Source organism: Streptomyces sp. NPDC041200, assembly GCF_055591805.1.
The window spans coordinates 184,721-207,834 of record NZ_JBVIZF010000011.1 but is presented as its reverse complement, the minus strand read 5'-3'; the positions used below and the strand labels follow the sequence as shown (position 1 = coordinate 207,834).

At 72.4% G+C, this 23,114-nt stretch carries 4 protein-coding genes; all 4 read right to left on the bottom strand.

All coding sequences use genetic code 11. The features are described 5' to 3' along the window. Window position 1 precedes the first annotated feature (1 nt). Genes ACZ6CL_RS24610 through asnB form a run of 4 tightly spaced genes read right to left on the bottom strand, consistent with a single transcriptional unit; the run spans window position 2 to window position 23,083 of the window. Window positions 2–1,483, bottom strand: a complete 1,482-nt coding sequence (locus ACZ6CL_RS24610; protein ID WP_468938786.1) for a UbiD family decarboxylase — start codon at window positions 1,481–1,483, stop codon at window positions 2–4. Next, on the bottom strand, window positions 1,480–2,124 hold the full coding sequence (locus ACZ6CL_RS24605) for a non-oxidative hydroxyarylic acid decarboxylases subunit B (RefSeq protein ID WP_468938784.1): 645 nt from the start codon (window positions 2,122–2,124) through the stop codon (window positions 1,480–1,482). The genes ACZ6CL_RS24610 and ACZ6CL_RS24605 overlap by 4 nt, the downstream gene beginning before the upstream one ends. Beyond that, window positions 2,124–21,095 carry an SDR family NAD(P)-dependent oxidoreductase gene (locus ACZ6CL_RS24600; RefSeq protein WP_468938782.1) on the bottom strand — a complete coding sequence of 6,324 codons (18,972 nt, stop codon included), beginning with the start codon at window positions 21,093–21,095 and terminating at the stop codon, window positions 2,124–2,126. The genes ACZ6CL_RS24605 and ACZ6CL_RS24600 overlap by 1 nt, the downstream gene beginning before the upstream one ends. Then, on the bottom strand, window positions 21,092–23,083 hold the full coding sequence (gene asnB / locus ACZ6CL_RS24595; protein WP_468938781.1) for an asparagine synthase (glutamine-hydrolyzing): 1,992 nt from the start codon (window positions 23,081–23,083) through the stop codon (window positions 21,092–21,094). Before asnB ends, ACZ6CL_RS24600 begins: the two co-directional genes overlap by 4 nt. Between the last annotated feature and the right edge of the window lie 31 nt (window positions 23,084–23,114).

Sequence of the window (23,114 nt, the reverse complement as noted above, 5' to 3'; positions counted from 1 at the left end):
GCTAGAGCGAGTCACCCAACGGCCGTGCGGTGGCGAGGAGTTCGCGGGTGCGCTGTCGCACCGCCTCGGGGTAGTTCTCGGCGAAGGAGGCGATGTTCAGCTTGTCCTCGCGGAGGCAGTCGAACAGGACGGTCGGGCCGCGGCCGGTCTCCCGTTCGTCGTCGGTGTAACACACCATCAGATGCATGATGGCGGTGTCGGGGAGGACATGGATGCCGGTGCTGGGGTGCGAGCGGGTGGCGAAGCCCCACAGCACATCGCGCAGGTCGGTCGGGTCGATGTCGTGGTCGAGGACCATGATCCGGGTGACCCACCACCCCCCGTGCGGAAAGGCGTCGCACGCCTCGCCGATGGCCCGGCACAGCTGCTCGGAGGAGGTGAAGCCGGTGCGTTCGCGCCAGTCGGCGTCCACGGTGACGGCCAGCACGTGGACCGCCGTTTCCGGGATCATCCAGGCCGCGGCGACCGGCAGCCCGGCCTCGCGCAGATAGTGGGTCCAGCGGGCGGAGTGGGTCAGCCCGATGAGGGTGTGGTCCTCGTCGACCGGCTTGCCCGCGCACACCACCGGCATGATCGGATCGTTGCGGTGGGTGATGGCGGTGACGGTGTACGCGGGCAGTTCCACCTCCCAGTCGGGGATGTAGCCCGCGAACTCGCCCATCGGGCCTTCCGGTACCAGCTCGTCGTGGTTGATGTACCCCTCGATGACGATCTCGGCGGTGGCGGGCACCTCCAGGTCGACGGTCCGGCAGCGGACCAGCTCCACCGGCCTGCCGTAGTAGGCGCCGAGGTAGGCGGCCTCGTCCACCTCCTCCGGCAGCGACATGGTGGACACGAACGGGACGGCGGGCTCGGCGCCGAGGACCAGCGCGAAGGGAGTGCGCTCGCCGCGTTCGCGCCACATGTCGTCGATGAGGCCGACGTGCTGCGGCGAACCGGTGAAGGTGGCCATGCGGTGCGCGTCGTGCAGCATGGCCCGCGCGATGCCCCAGTTGGTCCAGCGGCGGTCCGGGCTGCGCAGGACGAAGGTGCCGATGGTGTTGACGTACCGGCCGCCGTCGCCGTGGTGCAGCAGCGGGAACGGGAAGCGGGTCAGGTCGGCGTCCGCGCCGAGCAGGACGTTCTCCTGGCAGGGCCCCGATGCCACCGTGACGGGCGGTACGGGGGTGGCCGACTGGGCGGCGACCAGCCCGTCCAGCAGCTCCAGCGGCCGGGTGTCCGGGTCGAGCCCGAGGGAGAGCGCGACCCGGGCGTACGGGCTGTCGGGGACGCTGCTGTACGCGGCGGGCGCCGTGAGGACCCGGAAACCGGGCGCGAAGCCCCGGATGCGGGACAGCAGATGGGCCGGGGCCCGGTGTTCGGTGGCGTAGCGGGCGATCGCACCGATCTCCAGCTCGGCGTCCACCTCGTCGTCGATGACCCGCAGATCGTCGAGCTTGGCCAGGGCGTCCAGGTAGTCGCGCAGACTGGACAGGTGATTCATGCGGTTTCGTCCTCACCTCGGTGTCGGGGTCGGGCGTGTTGCCGGGCGTCGCGCATCCCGTTCCATCGGCAGGCCTTGGGCGTGTCGATGCCGAACTGGTCCAGCACGCGGGTGACGGTGTGGTCGACGATGTCGTCGACCGTCTCCGGGTGCTGGTAGAAGGCGGGCACCGGCGGCAGGATCACCGAGCCCATCCGGGACAGCGCGAGCATGTTCTCCAGGTGGATGTCGCTCAGCGGGGTTTCCCTGGGCACCAGGACCAGCTTGCGGCGCTCCTTCAGGGTGACGTCGGCGGCGCGGGCCACCAGGCCGTCGGCGAAGCCCACGCGGATCGCCGCGAGGGTCTTCATGCTGCACGGGACGATCACCATGCCGTCCGTGCGGAAGGAGCCCGAGGAGATGGCCGCGCCCTGGTCCTCGGGGTTGTGGGTGACATCGGCGAGGGCCGCTACCTCGCGGACGCTCATCGACGTCTCGTACTCGATGGTGGAGCGCGCCCAGCGGCTGACCACCAGATGCGTTTCCACCCCGCCGTGCTCGCGCAGCCGCTCCAGCAGCCGCACGCCCAGCACGGCCCCGGTGGCGCCGGTGATGCCCACCACGATCCTGGCGGGTCCGGGGTCGTTTATCGGCAGCGCCATCAGGCCTCCTGGCCGCGGCGGAGCACGAGGGCGTCCACGCGGTCGCGGTAGGTGTCGAGGAAGTGGGCGGACAGCTCGTCGACCGATTCGGCGTCGAAGAGGAGGGTGGGCGAGACGTCGTCGAAGTCCTCGCGCAGCGCGTTGGCGAGTTGCAGGACGAGGATCGAGTCCATGCCGTACTGGATGAGCGACACCGACGGATCGATCTTCTCCGCCGGGATCTTGAGGGTGGCCGCGGCCTTCTCCCGGAGGTAGGCCACCACGGTCGCGGCGCGCGACTCGGCGGAAGGACCGGTGGCGGGCTCATCGGGTGTGGGGGCGAGGGCCACGGGCCGGTTGGGTTCGGGGGCGGGGCGGGCGTCGGCCACGGACCCGGACACCGGCCCGCGGGCGATGCCGTCGCTCTCGGCCGCGATGATCTGCTGCCCGAGAGCCCGGGCCTGCGGCAGCACCAGGACGACGGACGGGAAGCCCTCGCCGTGGAGGACGTCGCGCCAGCTCTCGGGCGACAGCGCGGGCGAGCCCGGGATGCGCAGCGACGCGTCCTCGAACAGCCACCAGCCCTCCAGCAGCCCGAAGGTGAGGTGGCTGAACACATCGAACGAGCACAGCTCGTTGAGCAGCAGCCAACCCCCGTCGCGCAGTGCCGACTTGGCATTGCGCAGGGTGGTGCGGGTGTCGCGGGTGGCGTGCAGGACGTTGGCGGCGACGACCAGGTCGTAGCCGCCGACCTCGATGCCCTGTGCGGCGAGCGGCTGTTCGGCGTCGAGGCGCGTGGTGTCCAGGTACGGGACGTCGGGCCCGTACTCGCTCTGCGCGTGGTTCAGGAATGCCTTCGAGAGGTCGGTGTACAGGTACTGCTCGATGTGGTCCTGGTAGGGGCGCAGCGCCGCGAACAGGCCCACGCTGGTGCCGCCGGTACCGGCGCCGATCTCCAGGACGCGCAGCCGCGCGCCGGGATCACGGCGCAGCCGCTCGGACACGACGCCGACGGCGGCGTCCGCCATGGCGCGGTTGAAGGTGTCCGCCACGCGGTTGTTCTTGTAGCAGCCCTCGACGAGTTCGAGGGAGCCGCGCGGGAACATGATGTCGGTCGGCCGGGTGCGGCCGGTCAGGATGTCGGGCAGGGCGGCGAGCGTGGCGTCGACGAGCCGCAGCTCGGCCCGCTTGTCGGGGTCGGCGGACCACTCGGCGCAGCGCTCCTTCCACTCCTGGTTCAGCGTGTCGAGCGGCGGGGCGGTGGCGGGCATCGTCCGCAGCGCGTGGTCCAGCCAGGTGGTGTAGCGCTCCAGGATGCCGCCGCGGGTCCGGAGCGCGGTGAGGTCGGTGGCGGCGCCCGCGTCGTACGTCTCGCCGTTTCCTACGACGCCCATGGCCTCCAGGTGGCCGCGGGTCATGCGGCCGAGGAGGGCGTCGCGCTCGGCGCGCCAGTCGGCCACCGTACGCAGGATCTCCTGGCTGTCGGCGAGGCCGGAGTGGGCCATCAGGGCGTCGGCGGGGATGCGGGGGGCCGGGTCGCGTTCGTAGACGGTGAGGCGGGTGGCCGGGTCGATCGGCTGGAGCGCGGCCGGTTCGGTGAGCTTGACGAAGCTGAGCTGCCGCTGCGGGCCGCCGAGCAGGGTGCCGAGCGCGGCCATCCCCTCCGGCGGTTCGATGGAGAGCAGCCCCCAGCGGGCCATGCGCTCGCGGTGGAAGTCGGAGGCGACGCTGCCGATGCTGCCCCACCAGCCCCAGTTCATCACCTTCACCGGGCCCGGCCACTGCCCGGACAGGGCGTGGGCGTACGCGTCGGCGAAGGTGCAGCCGGAGGCGTAGTTGCTCTGCCCGGCCGCGGTCGTGAACGACTGGATCGAGGAGAAGAAGAGAGCGAAGTCGAGGTCGTCGTCGGCGAACACCGCCGCCATGGCCGCGCTCGCGTCGACCTTGGCCGCGAGGCTCGCGCGGAACGTGTCCTCGTCCATGTTGGCCAGGCTCTGGTCACGGAGCACCAGGGCCGCCTGGACGACGCCGTCGATACGCCCGTACCGGTCGATGATCTCGCCGTGGGCGCGGGCGAGGGCCGCGGGGTCCGTGGCGTCGGCGGCGAGGTAGGTCACCTCGCCGCGGCCGTGGACGGCGCGCAGCTTGGCGTCGATGTCCGCGTCGCGCTCACGGCGTCCGATCCACACGACCCGCGCGCCGTAACGCTCGACCACGTGCTCGGTCCAGGCCGCGCCCAGACCGCCCGCGCCGCCGATCACGACGTACACGCCGCCCTCACGGTAACGTTCGGTGCCGGTGGCTTCCGTCGCACACGGGGCGAGCCCACGGCCGAGCCACTGGCCCGCGCGGCGCACCCAGGTGTCGCCGTGCGAATGCGCGGGAAGCGCCGCGAGGTCCGCGGGCCACTCGGTGTCGCCGTCCAGGTCGAGGCGGCGCACCGTCCAGTTCGGGTACTCCTGCCCCAGCGATCCGAAGAGGCCGTGCAGCCCGGCGTGGACGGGCCGGACCTCATCGGTGGCGTGGGTGGGGACGGCGCGCCGGGTGACCAGGGTCAGACCGAGCGGCCGGGCGTCGTGCCGCGTCCGCAGCAGCGCCTTGACCATACGGAAGGCCGCGAGGACCCCGTCCTGCTGGGCGGCGACGAGACCGGCCGCGTCGGTGAGCGCCACCTCGGTGTCGGGCGCGATCCACACGAGGTGGCCGAGCGGACCGGCCTCTCGCAGCGCGTCCGCGACCTCGTCGACCGACGCGTCCGGCGCGAGGCTCCACACGGTGGTGTGCGGGCACCGCTCGCTGATCGCCGCCCGCTGCCCGGCGGTGCCGCCGACGACCAGGACGCGGTCCGCCGCGGACGGTACGGGCGCGCCGAACGCGGCGGGCGCGAGCGGCTCCCACACCGGCGCGTACAGCGACGGCACCGGCTCGGGCACCCGGCGCGAGGTGTATCCGGTCATGGCCACGCACACCGCGCCGGTGTCGTCCACGAGGTCGATGTCGAGCCTGCTGAGCGCGGTCACCTCCGCCGCGCTGTCCGCGACGCGGACGACGGCCCACATCGCCGGAGTGCACGGGGCGAAGAGTTCGAGCCGGTCGAGCGCGAAGGGGATCGCGGTGTCCCGGGGCCCTTCGGCCCCGTCGGCCAGATGCAGCGCCATCGAGGCCTGGATGGCGGAGTCCATGATGGCCGGGTGCAGGACGTACGCCCCGTCGGGGTGGCCGGGGTGCTCGGCCGCGTCGGGGAGGGCGAGCCGGGCGACGACGAGGCCGGGGCCGGTGTACGCCTCCTCGATCGCGCGCAGCGACGCGCCGTGCACGATGCCCATGGCCCGCAGTGCCCCGGCGACGCGGGCCGGGGACACCGCGTGCGGGCAGTCCGCGCGCAGCGACGCGAGGTCGAGGGGCGCCGGGCGCGGGGTGTCCGACCGCGTGACGCGGCCTTCGCTGTGGACGGCCGGCTCGGCGGACTGGGAGGCGATGCCGAAGGAGACACCGCCACCGTCCTGGAACGGCTTCACCCGCACCTCGACGTCCACGGGCGCGCCCTCGACGGCGAGCGCCTGCACCCAGGTGACGTTGCGCATCCGCAGCGGGGTGGTGGCGTCGGCGCCGAGCGCGTGGGCCGCGGCCGCCCGCGCCATCTCCAGGTGGGCCACCCCGGGCAGGATCCGGCGGCCGTGGACCGTGTGGTCGCGCAGATAGGACTCGTCACCGGTCAGCGTGGCGGCGGCGCGGTGGCCGCCGTCCGCGTGGGGCGCGGGCTGGGAGACCATCGGGTGGCGTACGGCGGGCACTTCGGGGGCGGCGGGTGCGGGAGCGGGGTCCGGTGCGGGGGCGGGTGCCGCCGTCGTCGGCCAGTGGCGTTCGCGGGCGAACGGGTACGTCGGCAGCGGCACCCGGCGCCGCGCCGTCTCCGGGAACACCTCGGCGTAGTCGAGCGCCTCGCCCTGGACGAACAGCTCGGCGAGCAGTTCGAGGTCCGTGCGGTAGCCGAGCGGCGCGTCGGTGTGTCCGGTACCGCCGGAGCAGCGGCGCAGGGCCTCCTCGCCGAGCCGTGTGCGGTCCCCCGTACCGCTCGCCGCCACCGCCTCTCCGGTGAACGCGCGCGGTCCGTCGAGCCCTTCGTCCAGGACCCGGACCAGTTCGTCGCGGTCGCGGACGACGCAGGCGAAGCGGTGCGCGAAGTGTTCGCGTCCGGCGACGAGCGTGTGCGCCACGTCGCCGCAGTCGAGCCCGGGGTGGCCGCGCAGGTGGGTGGCCAGGCGGGTCAGCTGCTGGGTGAGCTGGTCGCGCGAGTGTGCCGAGAGGGCGACGAGATACACGGGGCGCGGCGCCGGGACGCGCACGGGGGCGGGTCCTTCGTCGATGACGAGGTGCGCGTTGGTGCCGCTCGCGCCGAACGAGCTGACCACGGCGCGGCGCGGGACGCCCGGGGCCGTCTCCCAGCGGTGGGCGCGGGTGCTCAGGTAGAACGGGCTGCCCTCCAGCTCCACCGCCTCGTTGGCGGCCTCGAAGTGCAGCGACGCGGGGATCTGCCGGTGCTTCAGCGCCAGCAGCACCTTGACGACACCCGCGACACCCGCCGCGTGCTGGGTGTGGCCGAGGTTCGTCTTCACCGAACCCAGGGCGCAGTAACCGGACTTGTCGGTGTCCTTGCGGAACGCCCGGGTGAGCGCCTGGAACTCGATCGGATCGCCCAGCTTGGTGCCCGTGCCGTGCGCCTCGACCAGCTGGATGTGTTCCACGTCGATGCCGTACGCGTCGTACACCTCGCGCAGCAGGCTCTCCTGGGACGCGGAGCTGGGCGCGGTGATGCCGTTGGTCGCGCCGTCGTGGTTGACCCCCGACGCGCGGATCACGCCGTAGACGTGGTCCCCGTCGGCGAGGGCGTCGTCGAGCCGCTTGAGCACCAGCGCGCCGACCGCCTCGCCGGGGACGAAACCGTCCGCGCGGTGGTCGAAGGTGTGGCAGCGGCCGGTCGGCGAGAGCATCCCGGCGCGCCCGGCCAGGTCGTACAGGCGCGGTGTCGACTGGACGTACACACCGCCCGCGAGCGCCATCGAGGTCTCGCCCGCCGCCAGGTCCTTGCAGGCCAGGTCGATGGCGACGAGGGAACTGGAGCAGGAGGTGTCCACCGCGATGGCGGGGCCCTTGAGGTTCAAGAAGTAGGAGATCCGGCTGGGGATGAACGACGCCGTGTTGCCCCAGAACGCCTGGGCGGGCGCGTCCTCGCCCAGCAGCTCCTGATAGTCGCCGTCCCAGCAGCCGACGTAGACGCCGCAGCGCACGTCGCTCATCCGGTGGCCCGCGTATCCGGCGTCCTCCAGGGCCTTCCAGGACTCTTCCAGCAGCAGCCGCTGCTGCGGGTCCATGATGGCGGCCTCGACGCCGGAGATGTTGAAGAACAGCGGGTCGAACTCGTCGATGTGGTCGAGGAATCCGCCACGTGTGCAGCGCTTCGCGGCGCCGTTGCCCGTGTTGTCCACGTTCCAGCGGGTGGTCTCGCCGACGAGGTCATGGCCCGCGGCGAGGTGTTCCCACAGCTCGTCCGGCGAGTCCGATCCGGGGAACCGGCCGCTGATGCCGACGATGGCGATCGGCGGCCGTGGCGTCGCGGGCCCTGTGGTGGACGGGGCGCTGCCCGGGGCCGGTCGGGGCTCGGTGCGGGCGACGACGGGGCGGTGGTCGCCCAGGATGTGGGCGGTGAGGCGGTCCGCCGTGCTGTGGTCGTAGATGACACTCGTCGGGAGGTCGAGCGCCAGGGTCTCGTTGAGGTCATGGACGAGCCGGACGCCGAGGATGGAGTCGAGCCCGTAGTCGGCGAAGGCGTGGCCGCCCTCGACCTCGTTCTCCCGCACCGCGAGCGCCTTGGCGAGCTTGCCGCGCACCACGCGGGCCACCTGGGCGTCGAGCGGTTCCTCCGGCGGGGCCGTCGGTTCGGTGGGTTGCTCGGCGATCCGCGCGTTCTGGCGTACGGCCACGTGTGGCGTCTCGTCCACCGGATCGAGGTCCCCGATCCAGTACCGGTCCTTGACGAACGGGTACGTGGGCAGCGCGATCCGCCGCGGCGTCGCCGGTGCGTGCAACGCGTGCCAGTCGGGCTCCACGCCCTCGACCCACAGGGCCGCGAGCTTGGCCGCCTTCCCGGCCCGGGCCCAGCGCTGGACCAGCAGATCCCGGAGGTCGTCGTCGGCGGCGATCTCGGCGAGGGCGCCCTGCGCGTGGCCCGCGGTGGCCCGGTACACGCCCGGCGCCCCGTCGGCGTCCCCGCCGCCGTTCACGTAGGCACGCAGCGCGTCACGCAGTTCGGGCACCGACGCCGCGACCACCGCGAGCCGTTCCTTCATGGCCTCGCGCCCGACCTGAAGGGTGAAGGCGAGGTCGGCGAGCCGGACGTCCTCGCTGCCGAGGAACGTGGCAAGCCGCGCGGCCGACGTGTGCAGCTGCTCCGGCGTACGGGCCGAGAGGACGACGATGTGCTCGGCGCCGTCGGCCACCCCGCCCGTGGGAGGCGGTTGCTCAGCGGCGTACTCCTCGACAATCACATGGGCGTTGGAACCACCCGCGCCGAACGACGAGACGGACGCGACGCGGGGACGGCCGCCCGACTCCCACGCGCTCAGCTCACGCTGGATGAAGAACGGAGTCCGCTCGAAGGCGATGTTCGGGTTCGGCTCCTCCGCGTGCAGGCTCGGCACGAGCTGCCCGTGGCGGAGCTGGAGGACGGCCTTCGTCAGCCCGGCGACACCCGCCGCGGCCTCCAGGTGGCCGATCCCCGACTTCACAGAGCCGAGCGCGCAGTACTGCGTGTCCTGGGTGTCCTGCTCGAAGGCGAGCGACAGGCCCTTCACCTCGATCGGGTCGCCCAGCTCCGTTCCGGTGCCGTGCGCCTCGACGTAGCTCACCTCGCGGGCGGAGACCCCGGCGCGGGTCATCGCGTCCCGGATCAGCTCGGCCTGGGCGCCGGGGTCGGGCACCGTGTAGCCGTTGGAGCGGCCACCGTGGTTGATGCTCGTCCCGCGGATCACCGCGAGCACGCGGTCGCCGTCGGCGAGGGCGCGCGACAGCGGCTTCAGCAGGACACAGCCGACGCCCTCACCGGGCACGAAGCCGTCGCCACCGCTGCCGAAGCTCCGGCACCGCGCGTCGGCCGACAGCATGGTGGAGCCGCACAGTTCGACGTAGTCCTGCGGGTGCAGATAGAGGTTGACGCCACCGGCGATGGCCAGCTCGCACGCGCCCTGGTGCAGATGCTCACACGCCTCGTGGATGGCGGTGAGCGACGCGGAACACATCGTGTCGAGCGTCAGGCTCGGCCCGCGCAGATCGAGAACGTACGAGGTACGGGCGCTGAGCGAGGCGAACGAGACCACCGGAGCCGCCGTCTCCCCCGACGGCAGCCGCCGCACGCCGTGCCGGGCGTGGCCCGTCTTGGTGACGCCCGCGAACACACCGACCCGGCGCTGGTGGCGGCGCGCCAGCTCCTCGCGTGCGTATCCGGCGTCCTCCAGCACCTCCCACGACGCCTGCAGGAACAGCCGCTCCTGCGGATCCATCGCGTACGCGTCGCGCGGCGCGATCTGGAAGTGGAGCGGGTCGAACGCCGCGAAGTCCTCCAGGAAACCACCCCACTTGCTGTAGCTGCGGCCGGTGGCGACGGCTGTCGCGCGGTCCGGCTCGTAGAAGCCGTCCAGCGACCAGCGGTCGGCCGGAATCTCGCCGACGCAGTCGCGGCCCGCCTTGAGGTTCTCCCAGAAGGCGGCCAGGTTCTCGGCCTGCGGATAGCGGCCGCTCATGCCGATGATGGCGATGGGCTCACGCGCCCCGGGTGAGGGCGAGGGAGCGGGCTGCTGTTCAGAGGGGGTGGGGTCGGGTGTCACGGTGGTCTCCACGGGGGCTGTGTCCACGGGGGCGGTGTCCTCGGGGGCCGGTGACGCGTGCTCCGTCGCGAGGTGTGCGGCGACCGCGCGCAGCGTCGGGTGTTCGTAGAAGAGGGTCTTCGAGACATCGCCGTACCTGGCGGACAGCTCCTTGTTCAGCTGCACGACCATGATCGAGTCGAGTCCCATCGCGCCGATCGGCTCATCGGCGTCCACGGCCTCGCGCGCGACCTTGGTGACGCGCGCGAAGAGGTCGAGGAGGTGGTGCAGCGCCTCGCGCCCGGCCCGCTCGGAGGCGGCACGGCCGGGCCGGGGCCGCGCGGCGGGGGCGGTGTCCGGTGTGCTGGTGGCGCGTACCGGTGTGCCGCGTGTGCTGTCCGGTGCGCCGGTGGCGTGCTCTGGCGTGCCGAACTGCGCGGTTCGCAGCGCCTTGTCCGGGTCGCCGTGGTGCACCCACACCCGGTCCGCGCCGAGCCGCCAGGCGCGGACGAGGGCGGCGAGCCCGTCGACCGAGTCCATGGGGACGAGGCCACGGCTGTGCCAGAGGTACGCGCGCGTCGCCTCGTCCACCGCCATCCCGCCGTCCTTCCACAGCGGCCACGCGATCGACAGGGTGCGCCCCGAGCGCTCCCCGGCGGCGACGCGGGCGGTGCGGAGCGTGGCGAAGGCGTCCAGGAAGGCGTTGGCCGTGGCGTAGTCCGCCTGGCCGGGGTTCCCGGTGAGGGCGGAGCCGGAGGAGAAGGTGAGGACGAAGTCGAGCGGTGCGTTCGCGGTGGCCCGGTCGAGATGGACGAGGCCGTCGACCTTGGGCGCGAGAACGTCGTCCCACTCCTCCGCCATCTTCTTCGCGAGCGTGGCGTCGCGGAGGACCCCGGCGGAGTGCACGACGCCGTGCAACTCGCCGCTCTCCTCGCGGACTTCGGCGACCAGGTGACGGACCTCTTCCCAGCGCGAGATGTCGGCGCGCTGGTAGCGGGCCACGGCACCGGCGGCACGCAACTCGCCGAGGAGCGCGTCGATGTGGCTGTCCTTGGCCCGCCTGCCGACCAGGACGAGCGTCGGGCGGTCCACACCGTGGGCGATGTGGCGGGCGACGATGGCGCCGATGCCGCTCGCGCCACCCGTGATGAGGTACGTACCGCCCGCGCGCCACGGGATGCCCGCCGCTGCGTTCGGAGCCGGGACGTCCCAGGTCTGGACGGTGCGTACGCCGTCGTCGTAGCGGATCACATCGCCGTCCGTGGCGCGTGCGTTGTCCGCGACGGCGGTGGCCACGGTGGCCTCCGTGGACGCGCCGTCCAGCCCGATCATCTGGCCCGTGAACCGGGGGCTTTCGAGCGCCGCCGTGCGCAGCAGGCCCGCGAGGGCCAGCAGGGTCGCGTCGTCGCCGTCCGTCGGGACCACCACCTGTACGAGGGTGGCGCCGCCGCCTGCGGCGGGCTCGGCGGTCAGCTCGCGGACGGTCTCGAAGACCTGTCGTGAGAGGTCCGCGAAGCGGCTGTCCAGGCGCTGTTTGGCCGTGGTGACGGTGTGGCAGCGGGCGCCGGGGACCCGTCGCTCGACCGTGTCCCGCGCGGTGGCCGTCGCCCCGCACAGGATCACCAGGCGGCGGGCGTAGGTGTGCGCGGTGCCGCCACCCGGGGGCGCGGGGCGCGGAGCCCACCGGGGGACGAGCAGGGTCGTGCCGATGACGGGCAGGAGACTCTGGGCCGATGAGTCGTCGGCGGTGTCGTCAGTGGTGTCGCCGGTGGGCCCGGGGGTTTCGGTGCCGGGAATCCAGTAACGCTCGCGGGCGAAGGGGTACGTGGGCAGGTGGGCGCGGAGCGGGGTGTCCGTCCCGTAGAGCGTGCGCCACTCGACGTCGCCGCCCTCGGTCCAGCGGGCGAGCAACGCCCCGAGGTCCCCGCTGGGCGCGCTGCCGCGTTCGCCACGTTCGACGAACACCCTGAGTTTGTCGATGAGTTCGTCCCGCGAGGCCACCACCCAGCCGGTGCGCCGTTCCATCGCCTCGCGTCCGCTTTGCAGCGTCCAGGCGATCGAGGGCAGCGTGTCCGACCGGCCGGGGTCGCCGAGGTGCGCGAGGAGGCGGCGCGCGACGTGCTGGAGCTGTTGGTCCGTACGGGCCGAGATCGGGACGATGACGCTCGCGTGGTCCGGCGTCCCGCCGGCGCCGCGTTCGACGGCCTTGGGTACGTACTCCTCGACCACCACATGGCAGTTGGAGCCACCGAAGCCAAAGCTGCTGACACCTGCCCGGCGCGGCGTGACCGCGCCACCATCGTCGCGTGGGCGGGGCCACGGCTCGTTCTCGCGCACGATGCGGAAGGGGCCCTCGTCCAGCTCGATGAACGGGTTGATCTCCGCGCAGTGGCGGGTCGCCGGGAGCACCCCGTGGCGCATCGCGAGGATCACCTTCAGCAGCCCCGCGATGCCCGCGGCGGCCTCCAGGTGGCCGATGTTGGACTTCACCGATCCGAGGCCGCAGATGGCCGTGTCGCCGCCGCCCAGCCGCCGGAACGCCGACCGCAGCGCCCGTACCTCGACGGGGTCGCCGAGCGCGGTCCCGGTGCCGTGCGTCTCGATGTAGCCGACGGTGTCCGGGTCGAGGCCGCCGAGCGCGGCCGTCACCAGTTCGGTCTGGGCGTCGGCGTTGGGCGCGGTGAGCGAGTTGGCCCGGCCGCCGTGGTTCTCGGCACTGCCGCGCAACACCGCGAGGATGGCGTCACCGTCCCGTTCCGCGGCTGCCAGCGGCTTGAGGACGACGGCGCCGACGCCCTCGCCGCGTACGTAGCCGTCCGCGTCCCGGGCGAACGTCTTGCACCGGCCGTCCGGGCTGAGCATGCCCGCGCGCTGCGCGCTCACGAACGTGTCGACGCTGAGCAGCAGGTTCACCCCGCCCGCGATCGCCACCTCACACGCGCCGGAGCGCACGGCGTCGAGGGCGCGGTGGACGGCGATGAGCGAACTGGAGCAGGCGGTGTCGACCGGCTGGCTGGGGCCACGGATGTCGAGCACGTACGACACGCGGTTGACGAGCATCGAGTGCGCGTTGCCGGTAGAGGTGAACGCGTCCGGCTCCACGCCGTACGTGGTGAGCAGCGTGGCGTAGTCCGTGCCCGACACGCCCAGGAAGAGCCCGGTGTTCCGGGGCAGGTCCGCGCGGGTGTACGCGCTGTCCTCCAGCGCGCCCCACACCGTTTCGAGGGCCAGCCGGTGCTGCGGGTCCATCAGCTCGGCCTCGCGCGGATAGATCCGGAAGAAGCCCGCGTCGAACGCGTCGACGTCGTCCAGGACACCCGCGTGGCGCGGGAAGTCGGCCTCGTCCACGACGCGTTGGTAGGTGGCGTCGTAGCGGTGGCGCGGGAACTCCGTGACCGAGTCCTTGCCCTCGATGAGATTCGCCCAGTACGTGTCGAGGTCGGGCGCGCCGGGGAAGCGTCCCGCCGCGCCGATGACGGCGATGGGCACGGGCGCGTCCTCCTCGCCGTCCGCTCCGTCCTCGTGGTCCGGGGCAGGGCTCGCCACGGGCGCGGCGGTGGGCCTTGCCACCTCGCGGCGCGGCGGCTCCGGTACGGCAGGCGGTGTTCCTGCTTCGTGCGCCGCGCGGACCGGCTCCGCGTACTCCGTGACGAGGTGGCGGCCCAGCGCGTCGAAGGTGCGGACGTCGAAGAAGACCGCCGGGCTCACGTCGATGCCGAACCGCTCGTGGATGCGCTTCGAGAAGGTGACCAGCGAGATCGAGTCGAAGCCGAAGGAGTCGAAGCCCGTGTGGACGTCCAGCTCGTCCGCGTCGAACTTGAGGATGTCGGAGGCCATGCCGCGCAGTTCGTCCACGACGAAGGAGACGATGCCGCCGTCGCGCGGTGTGTCACGCGGTACGTCACGCGGTGTGTCGTGCCGGGGCGTGTCGTGGTCCCCGTAGCGCACACCCGTCAGCTCCACCGCGACCTCGCCGCCGGAACCCAGCAGCGTGACGCTCCCGGCCAGGGATCCGGATTCGGCTCGGGCCGCCAAGTCGAGCACGACGTACGCCACGTCGGGGGCGCCGGTGTGGAGGCGTACGTCGGCGGTGTGCCGCCAGGTCTGCCGCTCCCAGTGCCGCATGTCCGCGCTCTTCGCCACGAGGTGCGCGCCCTGGTCGAGGGCCGCGAGGACATGCGGGGCCAGCGTGACGCCCGGCTTGGTGTGGTCCCGCTGGAGTTCGGGGGCGGCGACCGCGAGCACCAGTCGTCCGTCCCGCAGCCAGGACGCCCTGTCGATCCCGCACAGCATGGGTTCGTAGTCGAGCCCGCCCTCGGCGAGTTCGGCCAGCGTCTGCGGCTGGTCGAGGGTCCGTACGGCGTCGAAGCGGAGGGATTCCCGGGGCCTCACCGGGACGGGCGTGACGGGTGCGCCGGGTGCCCCGTCCGGGCTGAGGTCGAACTCCACGACAGGCGTGCACGCGCCCGACGCGTCCTCGGCGAACACGGCGCCGTGGGCCGCCTCGGGACGCGCCGTGTCCAGGGTGATGGTCAAACGCTCCGTGGCGGTCCACTCGATGGGGCCGAGGACCCGGAGGTCGCGGACCCGCACCGCTGCCGGATCGGCGGCGAGGCCGGAGATCCGGGCGACGGCGAGCGCCACGTCCAGGGCGAACGCGGGGACGATGTCCCGTTCCCGGCCCCGCTGGTATCCGTAGTCGAGCAGGTCGTCGAGACGGACGTCCAGGGTGTAGCGCAGTCCGTCGACATCGGAGTCGTTACGGCCCAGGAACGGGTGGAGCTTGTCGCGGAGGGCGAGCGGCGCGAGCACGCTCGGCGCGCCGGGCTCGGGCGTCACCCAGCACGACACGCGGTCGAAGGGGTAGGCGGGGAGCGGGACACGCCGCAGTCGGCGCGGGTCGCCGAGCCGCGCCCAGTCGACGCTCTTGCCGCCAGCCCAGGTCGTACCGAGGTCGCGCGCGGCCGCCGCGCGCGGGTCGTCGCTGTGCAGCGCGGTGGTGAGGTCGCGGTCGCCCGCCAGATAACGGTCGATGGCAGCGACGGCGCCGCGCGTGTCGGACGCGAAGAAGGCCCACCGCCGGGGGAGTTCGTTCTTGCCCACGCGCAGCGTGAACGCGATCGACGGCAGATCGGACTCGTCCGCCCCGGTCAGATACGTGCGGAAACGGGCGAGGGAGGTGTCCAGCGCGGCATCGGTCATCGCCGAGAAGACGAACAACTCGTCGCGGCCGTCGCGGACATCGTGGCGTCCGGGCAGGCCCGGATATTCCTCCAGGATGATGTGCGAGTTCATCCCGCCCGCGCCGATCGAGGTGATCCCGGCGCGCCGGGGATGGGTGACGACACGCCCGTCGGCCGCCGTGACCGTCACCGGCTCCCACGGGGCGAGGGCGCGCTGCACGCGGAAGGGCGTCCCGCTGAAGTCGATGTCCGGGTTGAGTTCGTCGCTGTGCAGCGAGGGCGCCAGCGTGCCCTTCCGCATCTGGAGGATCACCTTCGCGAAGCCGATCATTCCGGCCGCGTGCAGGAGGTGCCCCAGGTTCGACTTGACCGAGCCGAGGGCGCAGAACTGGGTGTCCCCGGTGTGTTTGCGGAACGCGTCGGTGAGCGCCTTGACCTCGATCGGGTCGCCGAGCGACGTACCCGAGCCGTGCCCCTCGACGTAGCTGATCGTCCGTGGGTCCACGCCCGCGTCGTCGATCGCCTTCTCGACCGCCCGCGCCTGCGCGCGGGGGCTGGGCACGGTGAAGCCGTTGCGGACGCCCGCGTTCGTGAGCGCGGTGCCCTTGATGACCGCGTAGACGTGGTCGCCGTCGCGCTCGGCCTCGACCAGCGGCTTGAGGACGACGGCGCCCACGCCCTCGCCCAGGATCGTCCCGTCCGCGCCGAGCCCGAAGCTGCGGATCACGTCGGAGGTGGCGGTGGTGAAGTGCTCCTGCGAGGAGGAGATGAGGTTGTACGGGTGGAGGAGGAGGTTCACTCCCCCGGCCACGACCATCTTGCACTCGCGGGCGCGCAGCATCTGCACGGCCTGGTGGACGCAGGCCGAGGACCCCGAGCACATGGTGTCAAGGAAGATCGACGGCCCCGTGAGCCCGTAGAAGTACGAGAGCATGTTGGGCAGCGTGCCGGTGTAGCTGCCGCTCGCCGCGGAGCCCCGGGTCAGGCTGTTCTGGAACCCGTAGAGCCCGTAGTGGTTGCTCATCGCCCCGACGAGCACGCCGACGTCGCCGCCGTACTGCCGCTGGATGGTCTCGCGTGAGTATCCCGCGTCCTCCAGCGCCTCGACGCCGGTCTGGAGGAACAGCCGGACCTCCGGCGACATCTGCTCGGCGTCGCGCTTGGAGACGCGGAAGTAGCGGGGGTCGAAGGCGTCGATGCCGCGCAGGAACGTCCCCGTGCGGATGGAACTCTTGCCGAGGACGGCGCGGTCGCGGCTGTAGATCGCGTCGTGGTCCCAGCGGTCGCGCGGGACCTCTTCGAAGGTGTGGCGGCCCTCTTCGAGCAGCGACCACAGCTCGTCCATCGTGTCGGCGCCGGGGTAGGTGCCGGAGATGCCGATGACGGCGATGTCGTGGTAGTCGTCGCGCGAGGGCACGGTGGGGCGATCGGTGACGGTCAGGGGCGCGGCCGCCGCGGTTTCGGCCTCCGGCGCGGCTGCTGGTTCCGTATCTGCTTCGGGTTCCGCCGGGCCCTCGCCGCCCAGGATCGTTTCCAGCGTCGCGCGGTGCGAGGCGAGGAAATAGCCCGCGACGTCCTCGATGGTGACGTACTCGAAGAACACCGTCTTCGGCAGCGGGCCGAAGTGTTCTTCGAGGCGCGCGGTGGTCTCCAGGATGGCGAGCGAGTCGATGCCGTACTCGACCAGGTTGACCGTGGTGTCCAACGCGTCGGGCTCGTGGTGCAGCACCTCGCCGAGGATCCGCTTCAGCAGCTCCCCGGTCGGCTCCGTCAGGTCACCGCCCGCTGGCGCGACAGCCGTTGCGGGCGTGGCGGGCCGCTGCTCATCGCGCCGCGCCAGCGCCAGCGTGGCGTCCGCGCCGTACGCGACGACGACATGCCCGGGCGCGTCGCCCAGCGCGCGGCCGAACACGCGCAGTCCGTCCTCGGTCGGCAGGGGCTCCCAGCCGCGCTGTTTGCGCATCGACTCGCGGGTCACGGCGTCGACCGTCATCCCGCCGTCCGCCCACAGCGGCCAGCTGACGGCGACGGTCCGCCCGGTCCGCTCCCCGATGTCCACCAGCGCCTGCCGGTGGTTCGCGAAGGCGTCCAGGAAGGCGTTCGCCGCCGCGTAGTCGGCCTGTCCTGAGTTGCCGTACACCCCGGCGACGGACGAGAAGACGGCGAAGAAGTCGAGCCCGAGGTCGCGCGTGGCGGCGTCGAGGTGCAGCGTGCCGCGCACCTTCGGCTCCAGCACGGCGGGCAGGTCGGCCGCGCCCTTGGTGAGGAGATAGCCGTCGCGCAACACGCCCGCCGCGTGCACGATCCCGTCGAGCGAGCCGTGTTCGCGGATGATGGCGCGGACGGCCTGCTCCACGTCCTCCCCGCGGCCGACGTCGACGGCCCGGTAGTGCGCGTCCACGCCCGCTGCCCGCAGCTCGCGCAGGGCCGCGTCGCTCGCGGCCCCGGGCGCCGTACGGCCGCTCAGGACGACGGTGACCCGGCCGGAGCGCGCGAAGTATCGCGCGAAGTGCCGTCCGAGGCCGCCGAGTCCGCCCGTCAGCCAGTAGACCCCGCCGTCCTTCAGCGGCGGGACCTGCGGCCCCTGGCCCAACTCGACGTCCACGGGCCGCCACTCCTGGCGGGTGCCGTCGTGGCCGTACCGGACCTCGCCGGGCCCTGCGGGGGCGGGCGCCTCGGCGGCCACGACGGCGGCGACACGCTCGGGCGCGGCGGTGTCGAGCCCGGCGATACGGACGACACGCCCGGAGACGAGGGGGTTCTCGGTGGCGGCGGTCTGGAGGAGCCCGGCGAGCGGGGCGTGGAAGTGGCGGGGCACGCGGTCGTCGACGAGGACGAGGACACGCTGCGCGTGCTGCGGCCGCGACCGCATCAGCTCCTGAACGCGCGCGAAGACGACGCCCAGCGCGGCGTCGACGCCGTCGGCGAGGCGGTCGCGGGTGATGTCGGGCAGTCGTGTGAGCGAGCCATCCGCCACGCTCGCAACCGAACCGCCCCCGGCGATGAAGCCGTGCACGGTCGGCCCGTGCGCGGCCAGGCACTGCGCGGTCGTGGCACGCGCGGTCGTGGCATGCGCGGCGGGGGCGCCTTCGCTTGGGTCCGGTGGTGCCTCGAACGGTGCGTCCACCCACCGGCAGGTGGCCGTCACGACGCGGCCCGTGCTGCCGCCGGGCGCACTCTCCCCGGGGGCAACCGGATGCGCCGCGCCCGTCCCGCCGCGCCGCGCCGTCTCGCTGGCCGCGGAGGCCACCCGGCGCTGGACCAGGCCGCGCATGCGTACGGCGACGACACCCCGCGCGTCGCACAGGTCGATGTCGAACGTGTCCAGCGAGCCGCCGCCGGCGCGGCGGCGGACCCAGGCCCAGGTGTCGTCCGGGCAGGGGCCGTGGACCTCCAGGGCGTCCAGGGCGAACGGCAGCGCCGGGCCCGGGGGCGGTGTCGCGCCGCCGCCCGTCTCGTTCAGCAGCAGCACCGACCCCTGCAGCGCCGCGTCCAGGACGCTCGGCGGCAGGACGGGGCCCGGGCCCCCGGGCGTCGTCGCGGGCCGGGCGATCCGGGCGACGAGTTCGTCCGTCCCGACGAAGATCTCGGCCAGTCCGCGCATCGCGGCGCCGTACTCCAGCCCCTGGTCATGGAACGTGGCGTAGACGTCGCCGGGGGCGCGCCGCGTGGGGCACGCCGCGCGCCGCGCCGTCAGGTCGACCGGCTCCGGCGTGTCGAGCCCGCCGACCTCGGCGGTGCCACGGCTGTGGACCACGCACGACGGGTCGTGCGCCGACGCGCCCGTGGAAAGCTGGTAGGCGAGCGCGCTCCCGTTCCCGGGGGCGAGGTTCACATGGACGTCGAGCGGCGCGTCGCCCGCCACCACGGGACGCAGGAAGGTGACATCGCGCAGCCGCAGGCCGGTCGCCCCCGGGCTCGCCGCGTCGTGCGCCGCCGCCCGGGCCATCTCCAGATGGGCGGCGGCGGGCAGCACCCGGGCGCCCCGCACCTGATGGGCGGCGAGGAAGGGCTCGTCCCCGGTGAACGTCGCGCTGTAGCGCTGCTCCCCCGCGTCGGAGGTGTTGCGCTGGACGAGCGAGGAAGGCGGCTGGATTGCCGCGGCGCCCTCCTCCGCCGGCGCCTCGGGGATCCGGAACCAATGGCGTTCCCGCGCGAACGGGTAGGTGGGAAGCCGTACCCGCCGCCGGCCCCCGTAGCCGCCGTGGAGCGCGGCCACGTCGACCGTGTCGGTCTCGCCCTCGACCCAGCGGGTCGCCTCGCGCAGCAGCCCGGGCGTGTCGTACGCGTCCCCGTGCACCGCCGCCTCGGCGAGCGCGCCGTCCACGAACGAGGCGAGCGACGCGCCGAGTTCGGACAGGCTCGCGGCGACGAACGCGACACGCGCGGGCATCGGCTCCCGGCCGATCTGGAGCGTGTACGCGATGTCGGCGAGCCGCCGCGCCGCGCCGTCGCCGGTGTGCGGGGTGCGCAGATGGTCCAGCAGCTCCCGGGCGACCTCGCGCAGCTGCTCGGACGTCCGGGCGGAGAGTGGCACAACCTCCGGGCCCGTCACGTCGCCCGCCACCTCATCGGCGCGCTCGTCATCGTCCCGTACGCGTACGTACTCCTCCAGGACCACATGGGCGTTCGTACCGCCGAAGCCGAACGAGCTGACGCCCGCCCGCAGCGGTCCGTCCTGCCGGTCCGGAGCGCCCCACGGCTGGGTGTCGCGCACGATGAAGAAGGGGCTGCCGTCCAGCTTGATGAGCTTGTTCTGAGCCTCGAAACCGACGGTCGCGGGCAGGGTCCGGCCCGCGAGGGAGGCGATCACCTTGGCCATTCCGGCCACGCCCGCCGCGCCTTCCAAGTGGCCGATGTTGGTCTTGACCGAGCCGACCCCGCAGGTCTCCGGGCGCGCCTCGGTGCCCTGCGCCGCGTGCAGGTTCTGGAACGCCCGCTTGAGCGCGATGATCTCGATCGGGTCGCCGACCGGGGTGCCCGGCCCGTGCGCCTCGATGTAGCTGACGGTCTCCGGACGGATTCCGGCGCGAGTGTAGAGCCCCTCGATGAGCTGCGACTGGGCGGCCGGGTTGGTGACCGTCAGGGAGTTGGTCCGGCCGCCGTGGTTGGTGGCGATGCCCTTGATGACGGCGTGCACGGGGTCGCCGTCCTCGATGGCCCGGGCGAGCGGCTTCAGCAGCAGGACGGCGCCGCCCTCGCCGCGCACATAGCCGTCGGCGTCCTGGTCGAAGGCGCGGCTGCGGCCGGTGCGCGAGAGCATCCCCGCCTGGCTGAAGGCGATGAAGTGCTTGGGCGACCAGCACAGGTTGACGCCCCCGGCGAGCGCGAGCCCGCATTCGCCGCGCTGGAGGGCGGATACGGCCTCGTACACCGACACCAGCGAGCTGGAGCAGGCGGTGTCGTTGGTGATGCTCGGGCCCTGGAAATCGAAGTGGTAGGAGACCCGGTTCGCGATGATGGAATAGGCGGTGCCGGTGGGGAAATAGGCGTCGGTTTTCGCACGGTCGCGTTCCATCAGCTCCGCGTAGTCCGCGTGGCACACGCCCATGAAGACGCCGGTCGCGGTCCCGGCGATGTCGCTCGCCCGGTATCCGGCGTCCTCGATGGCCTTCCAGGCGAGTTCGAGCGCGAAACGCTGCTGCGGGTCCATGCTCTCCGCCTCGCGCGGGGAGATGCGGAAGAACGCGGCGTCGAAGCAGTCGGCGTGGTCGATGAAGCCGCCCCAGACGCTGCTGGTCTTTTCGGCACCGCGCCTCGGGTCGCCGAAGTAGCGTTCCTTGGACCACCGTTCGGGCGGCACTTCGGAGATGAGCGAGCGGCCCGCGGTCAGATGCCCGGACAGCTCGTCGAGGGTATTGGCACCGGGGAGCCGCAGCGCGAGGCCGATCACGGCGATGTCGTCAGCGGTAGACGGCGCGGCAACAGGCGGCATGGCGGCGGGATTCATCGCGTTCCTCCGACGGACAGCCGGGACAGACGGTGGTCGACAGCGGTCCGTATCTCCATGCGCGCGCCGGGCTCCGCGCTCGCGCGGTCCTCCCGGTTCAGCACGTACTGGTGATTCAGGACGGCGGTGGAGAGCAGATAGACGAACGCCTGATCCTCTTTGGTGCTGATCTCGGGATCGGGCGTCGACATGACCTTGTTGACGAGCTTGCGGGCGAAGACCGGGTCGACGCAGTCGAGCTGCGCGAGTTCGGCGTCGGAGAGCAGCAGTTCCATGTAGTCGGGGCGCCGCTCCTTGAACGCGGCGGCGCCCGGGGCGCGATACGGCTGTTTGGGCCGAGTCAGGCTGGATTGGGGCAGTTCGCCGTGGAACGCCTTTTTGAGGATGGCCTTCTCCTGGAATCCATCGTCGTATGTGAGGTTCACCGACGCGGCCGCCCGCACCACGGCCGGGTCGAGGAACGGGCAGCGGTTCTCGACGCTGTGCGCGAGGCTCATCCGCTCGCCCTGGGTGGACAGCAGATAGCCCGCGAGGAGCGTCTTGTATTCGAGCCACTGCGCCTTCTGGGTCGGCGACAGCGTGGCGTAATCAGGCGCGGTCCCGACGAGGTCGAGGACATCCCCGAACGGCTCGTCGCGCTCCTTGAGCAACCGCACCGCGAACCGGCCGTTCTGGTAGCGGAGTTCGTGCGAGAAGAGTCCCGGCAGCCGTTCGGTGGAGAACTGGCTGAAGAGCCCGGTCAGATGCTTCCGATGGCCGGGCCCGAAATGGACCAGTTCGGGGTAGAGGCTGCCGAGTTTGGCCGCCCTCTCCTCGTCCGTCAGATCGTTCCACGACGTACGCAGCAGGGTCTCGCGGAACAGTGAATAGCCGAGGAACGCCTCGTCGGCCCCCTCACCACTCAGGATCACCTTGATTCCGGCATCCCGCACATGGCGCGACAGCAGATACATCGGAACGAACGCGGTACGGAAGGCCGGGACTTCGGCGTGGTAGACCGCCGAGGGGAAGTTCTCCGCGATATCGGCGCTCGATATGGCGAGCGAGGAATGGACCGTGCCGAGGTGCTCGGCGACGGCGCGCTGACTGCTCGACTCGTCGAAGGTCTTGTCCTCGAACTCCACCGAGAACGTGCGCACCTGGTTCCGGGAGAGGTCGGTCGCGAGCTTGGTGACAATGGACGAGTCGAGCCCGCCGCTCAAGTAGACGCCGACCTCGACATCGCTGCGCAGCCGCACCTCGACGCTCTTGCGCAGCTCCTCGCGGACGAACGCCGCCGCGTCCTCCTCGCTTCCGGTGAACGGCGGCGCGTCGACGCGCAGCTCTTCGTACGTGCGCAGGGTGCGCCGCTCCCCGCGAACGGTGAGGAGGCCACCCATCGGGATCTGGCGGATGCCCTGGAACGGGGTGCGGTCGGGCAGCGGCGTCCATACGGCGAAGATCGACGCCAGCTCCCGGGGGTCCAGCTCGAAGCGGAAGCCGGGGAACGCGCGGAAGGCCTTCATCTCGGAGGCGAAGAGGAACGCGCCGGGGCGGTCGGAGTAGAAGAGCGGGCGCTTGCCGTACCGGTCGCGGGCGAGGAAGAGTTCACCCGTGGCCGCGTCCCGGATCGCCAGGCCGAAGGCGCCGTTGAAGCGCGTGAGGCAGGACGGCCCCCACTGGATCCACGCCTGCAGCACGACTTCGGTGTCCGAGTGGGTGCGGAAGGTCCGGCCGAGTCCGCGTAATTCGTCGCGCAGCTCGATGTGGTTGTACAGCTCGCCGTTGAAGCAGATCCAGTAGCGCCCCGAGGGGTCCGACATCGGCTGTGAGCCCGCGGCGATGTCGATGATCGACAGGCGGACGGCCCCCATCGCGATGCCGTCGTCGAGGTAGTACCCCGCCTCGTCCGGACCGCGGTGGTGAATAAGTGACAGCATCGAGGTGATGACCTGGGGCGCGGCATCACCCTGGAGTTCAGGGGAAAGGAAACCGGCAAGTCCGCACATGGGAGTCCTCTTACTGGGTGTCGGGCTCGGC

Excerpts from the sequence above, each read along its gene's own strand:
- ACZ6CL_RS24610 (WP_468938786.1), bottom strand. The coding sequence starts at position 1,483 with ATGAATCACCTGTCCAGTCTGCGCGACTACCTGGACGCCCTGGCCAAG.
- ACZ6CL_RS24605 (WP_468938784.1), bottom strand. The coding sequence starts at position 2,124 with ATGGCGCTGCCGATAAACGACCCCGGACCCGCCAGGATCGTGGTGGGC.
- ACZ6CL_RS24600 (WP_468938782.1), bottom strand. The coding sequence starts at position 21,095 with ATGAATCCCGCCGCCATGCCGCCTGTTGCCGCGCCGTCTACCGCTGAC.
- asnB (WP_468938781.1), bottom strand. The coding sequence starts at position 23,083 with ATGTGCGGACTTGCCGGTTTCCTTTCCCCTGAACTCCAGGGTGATGCC.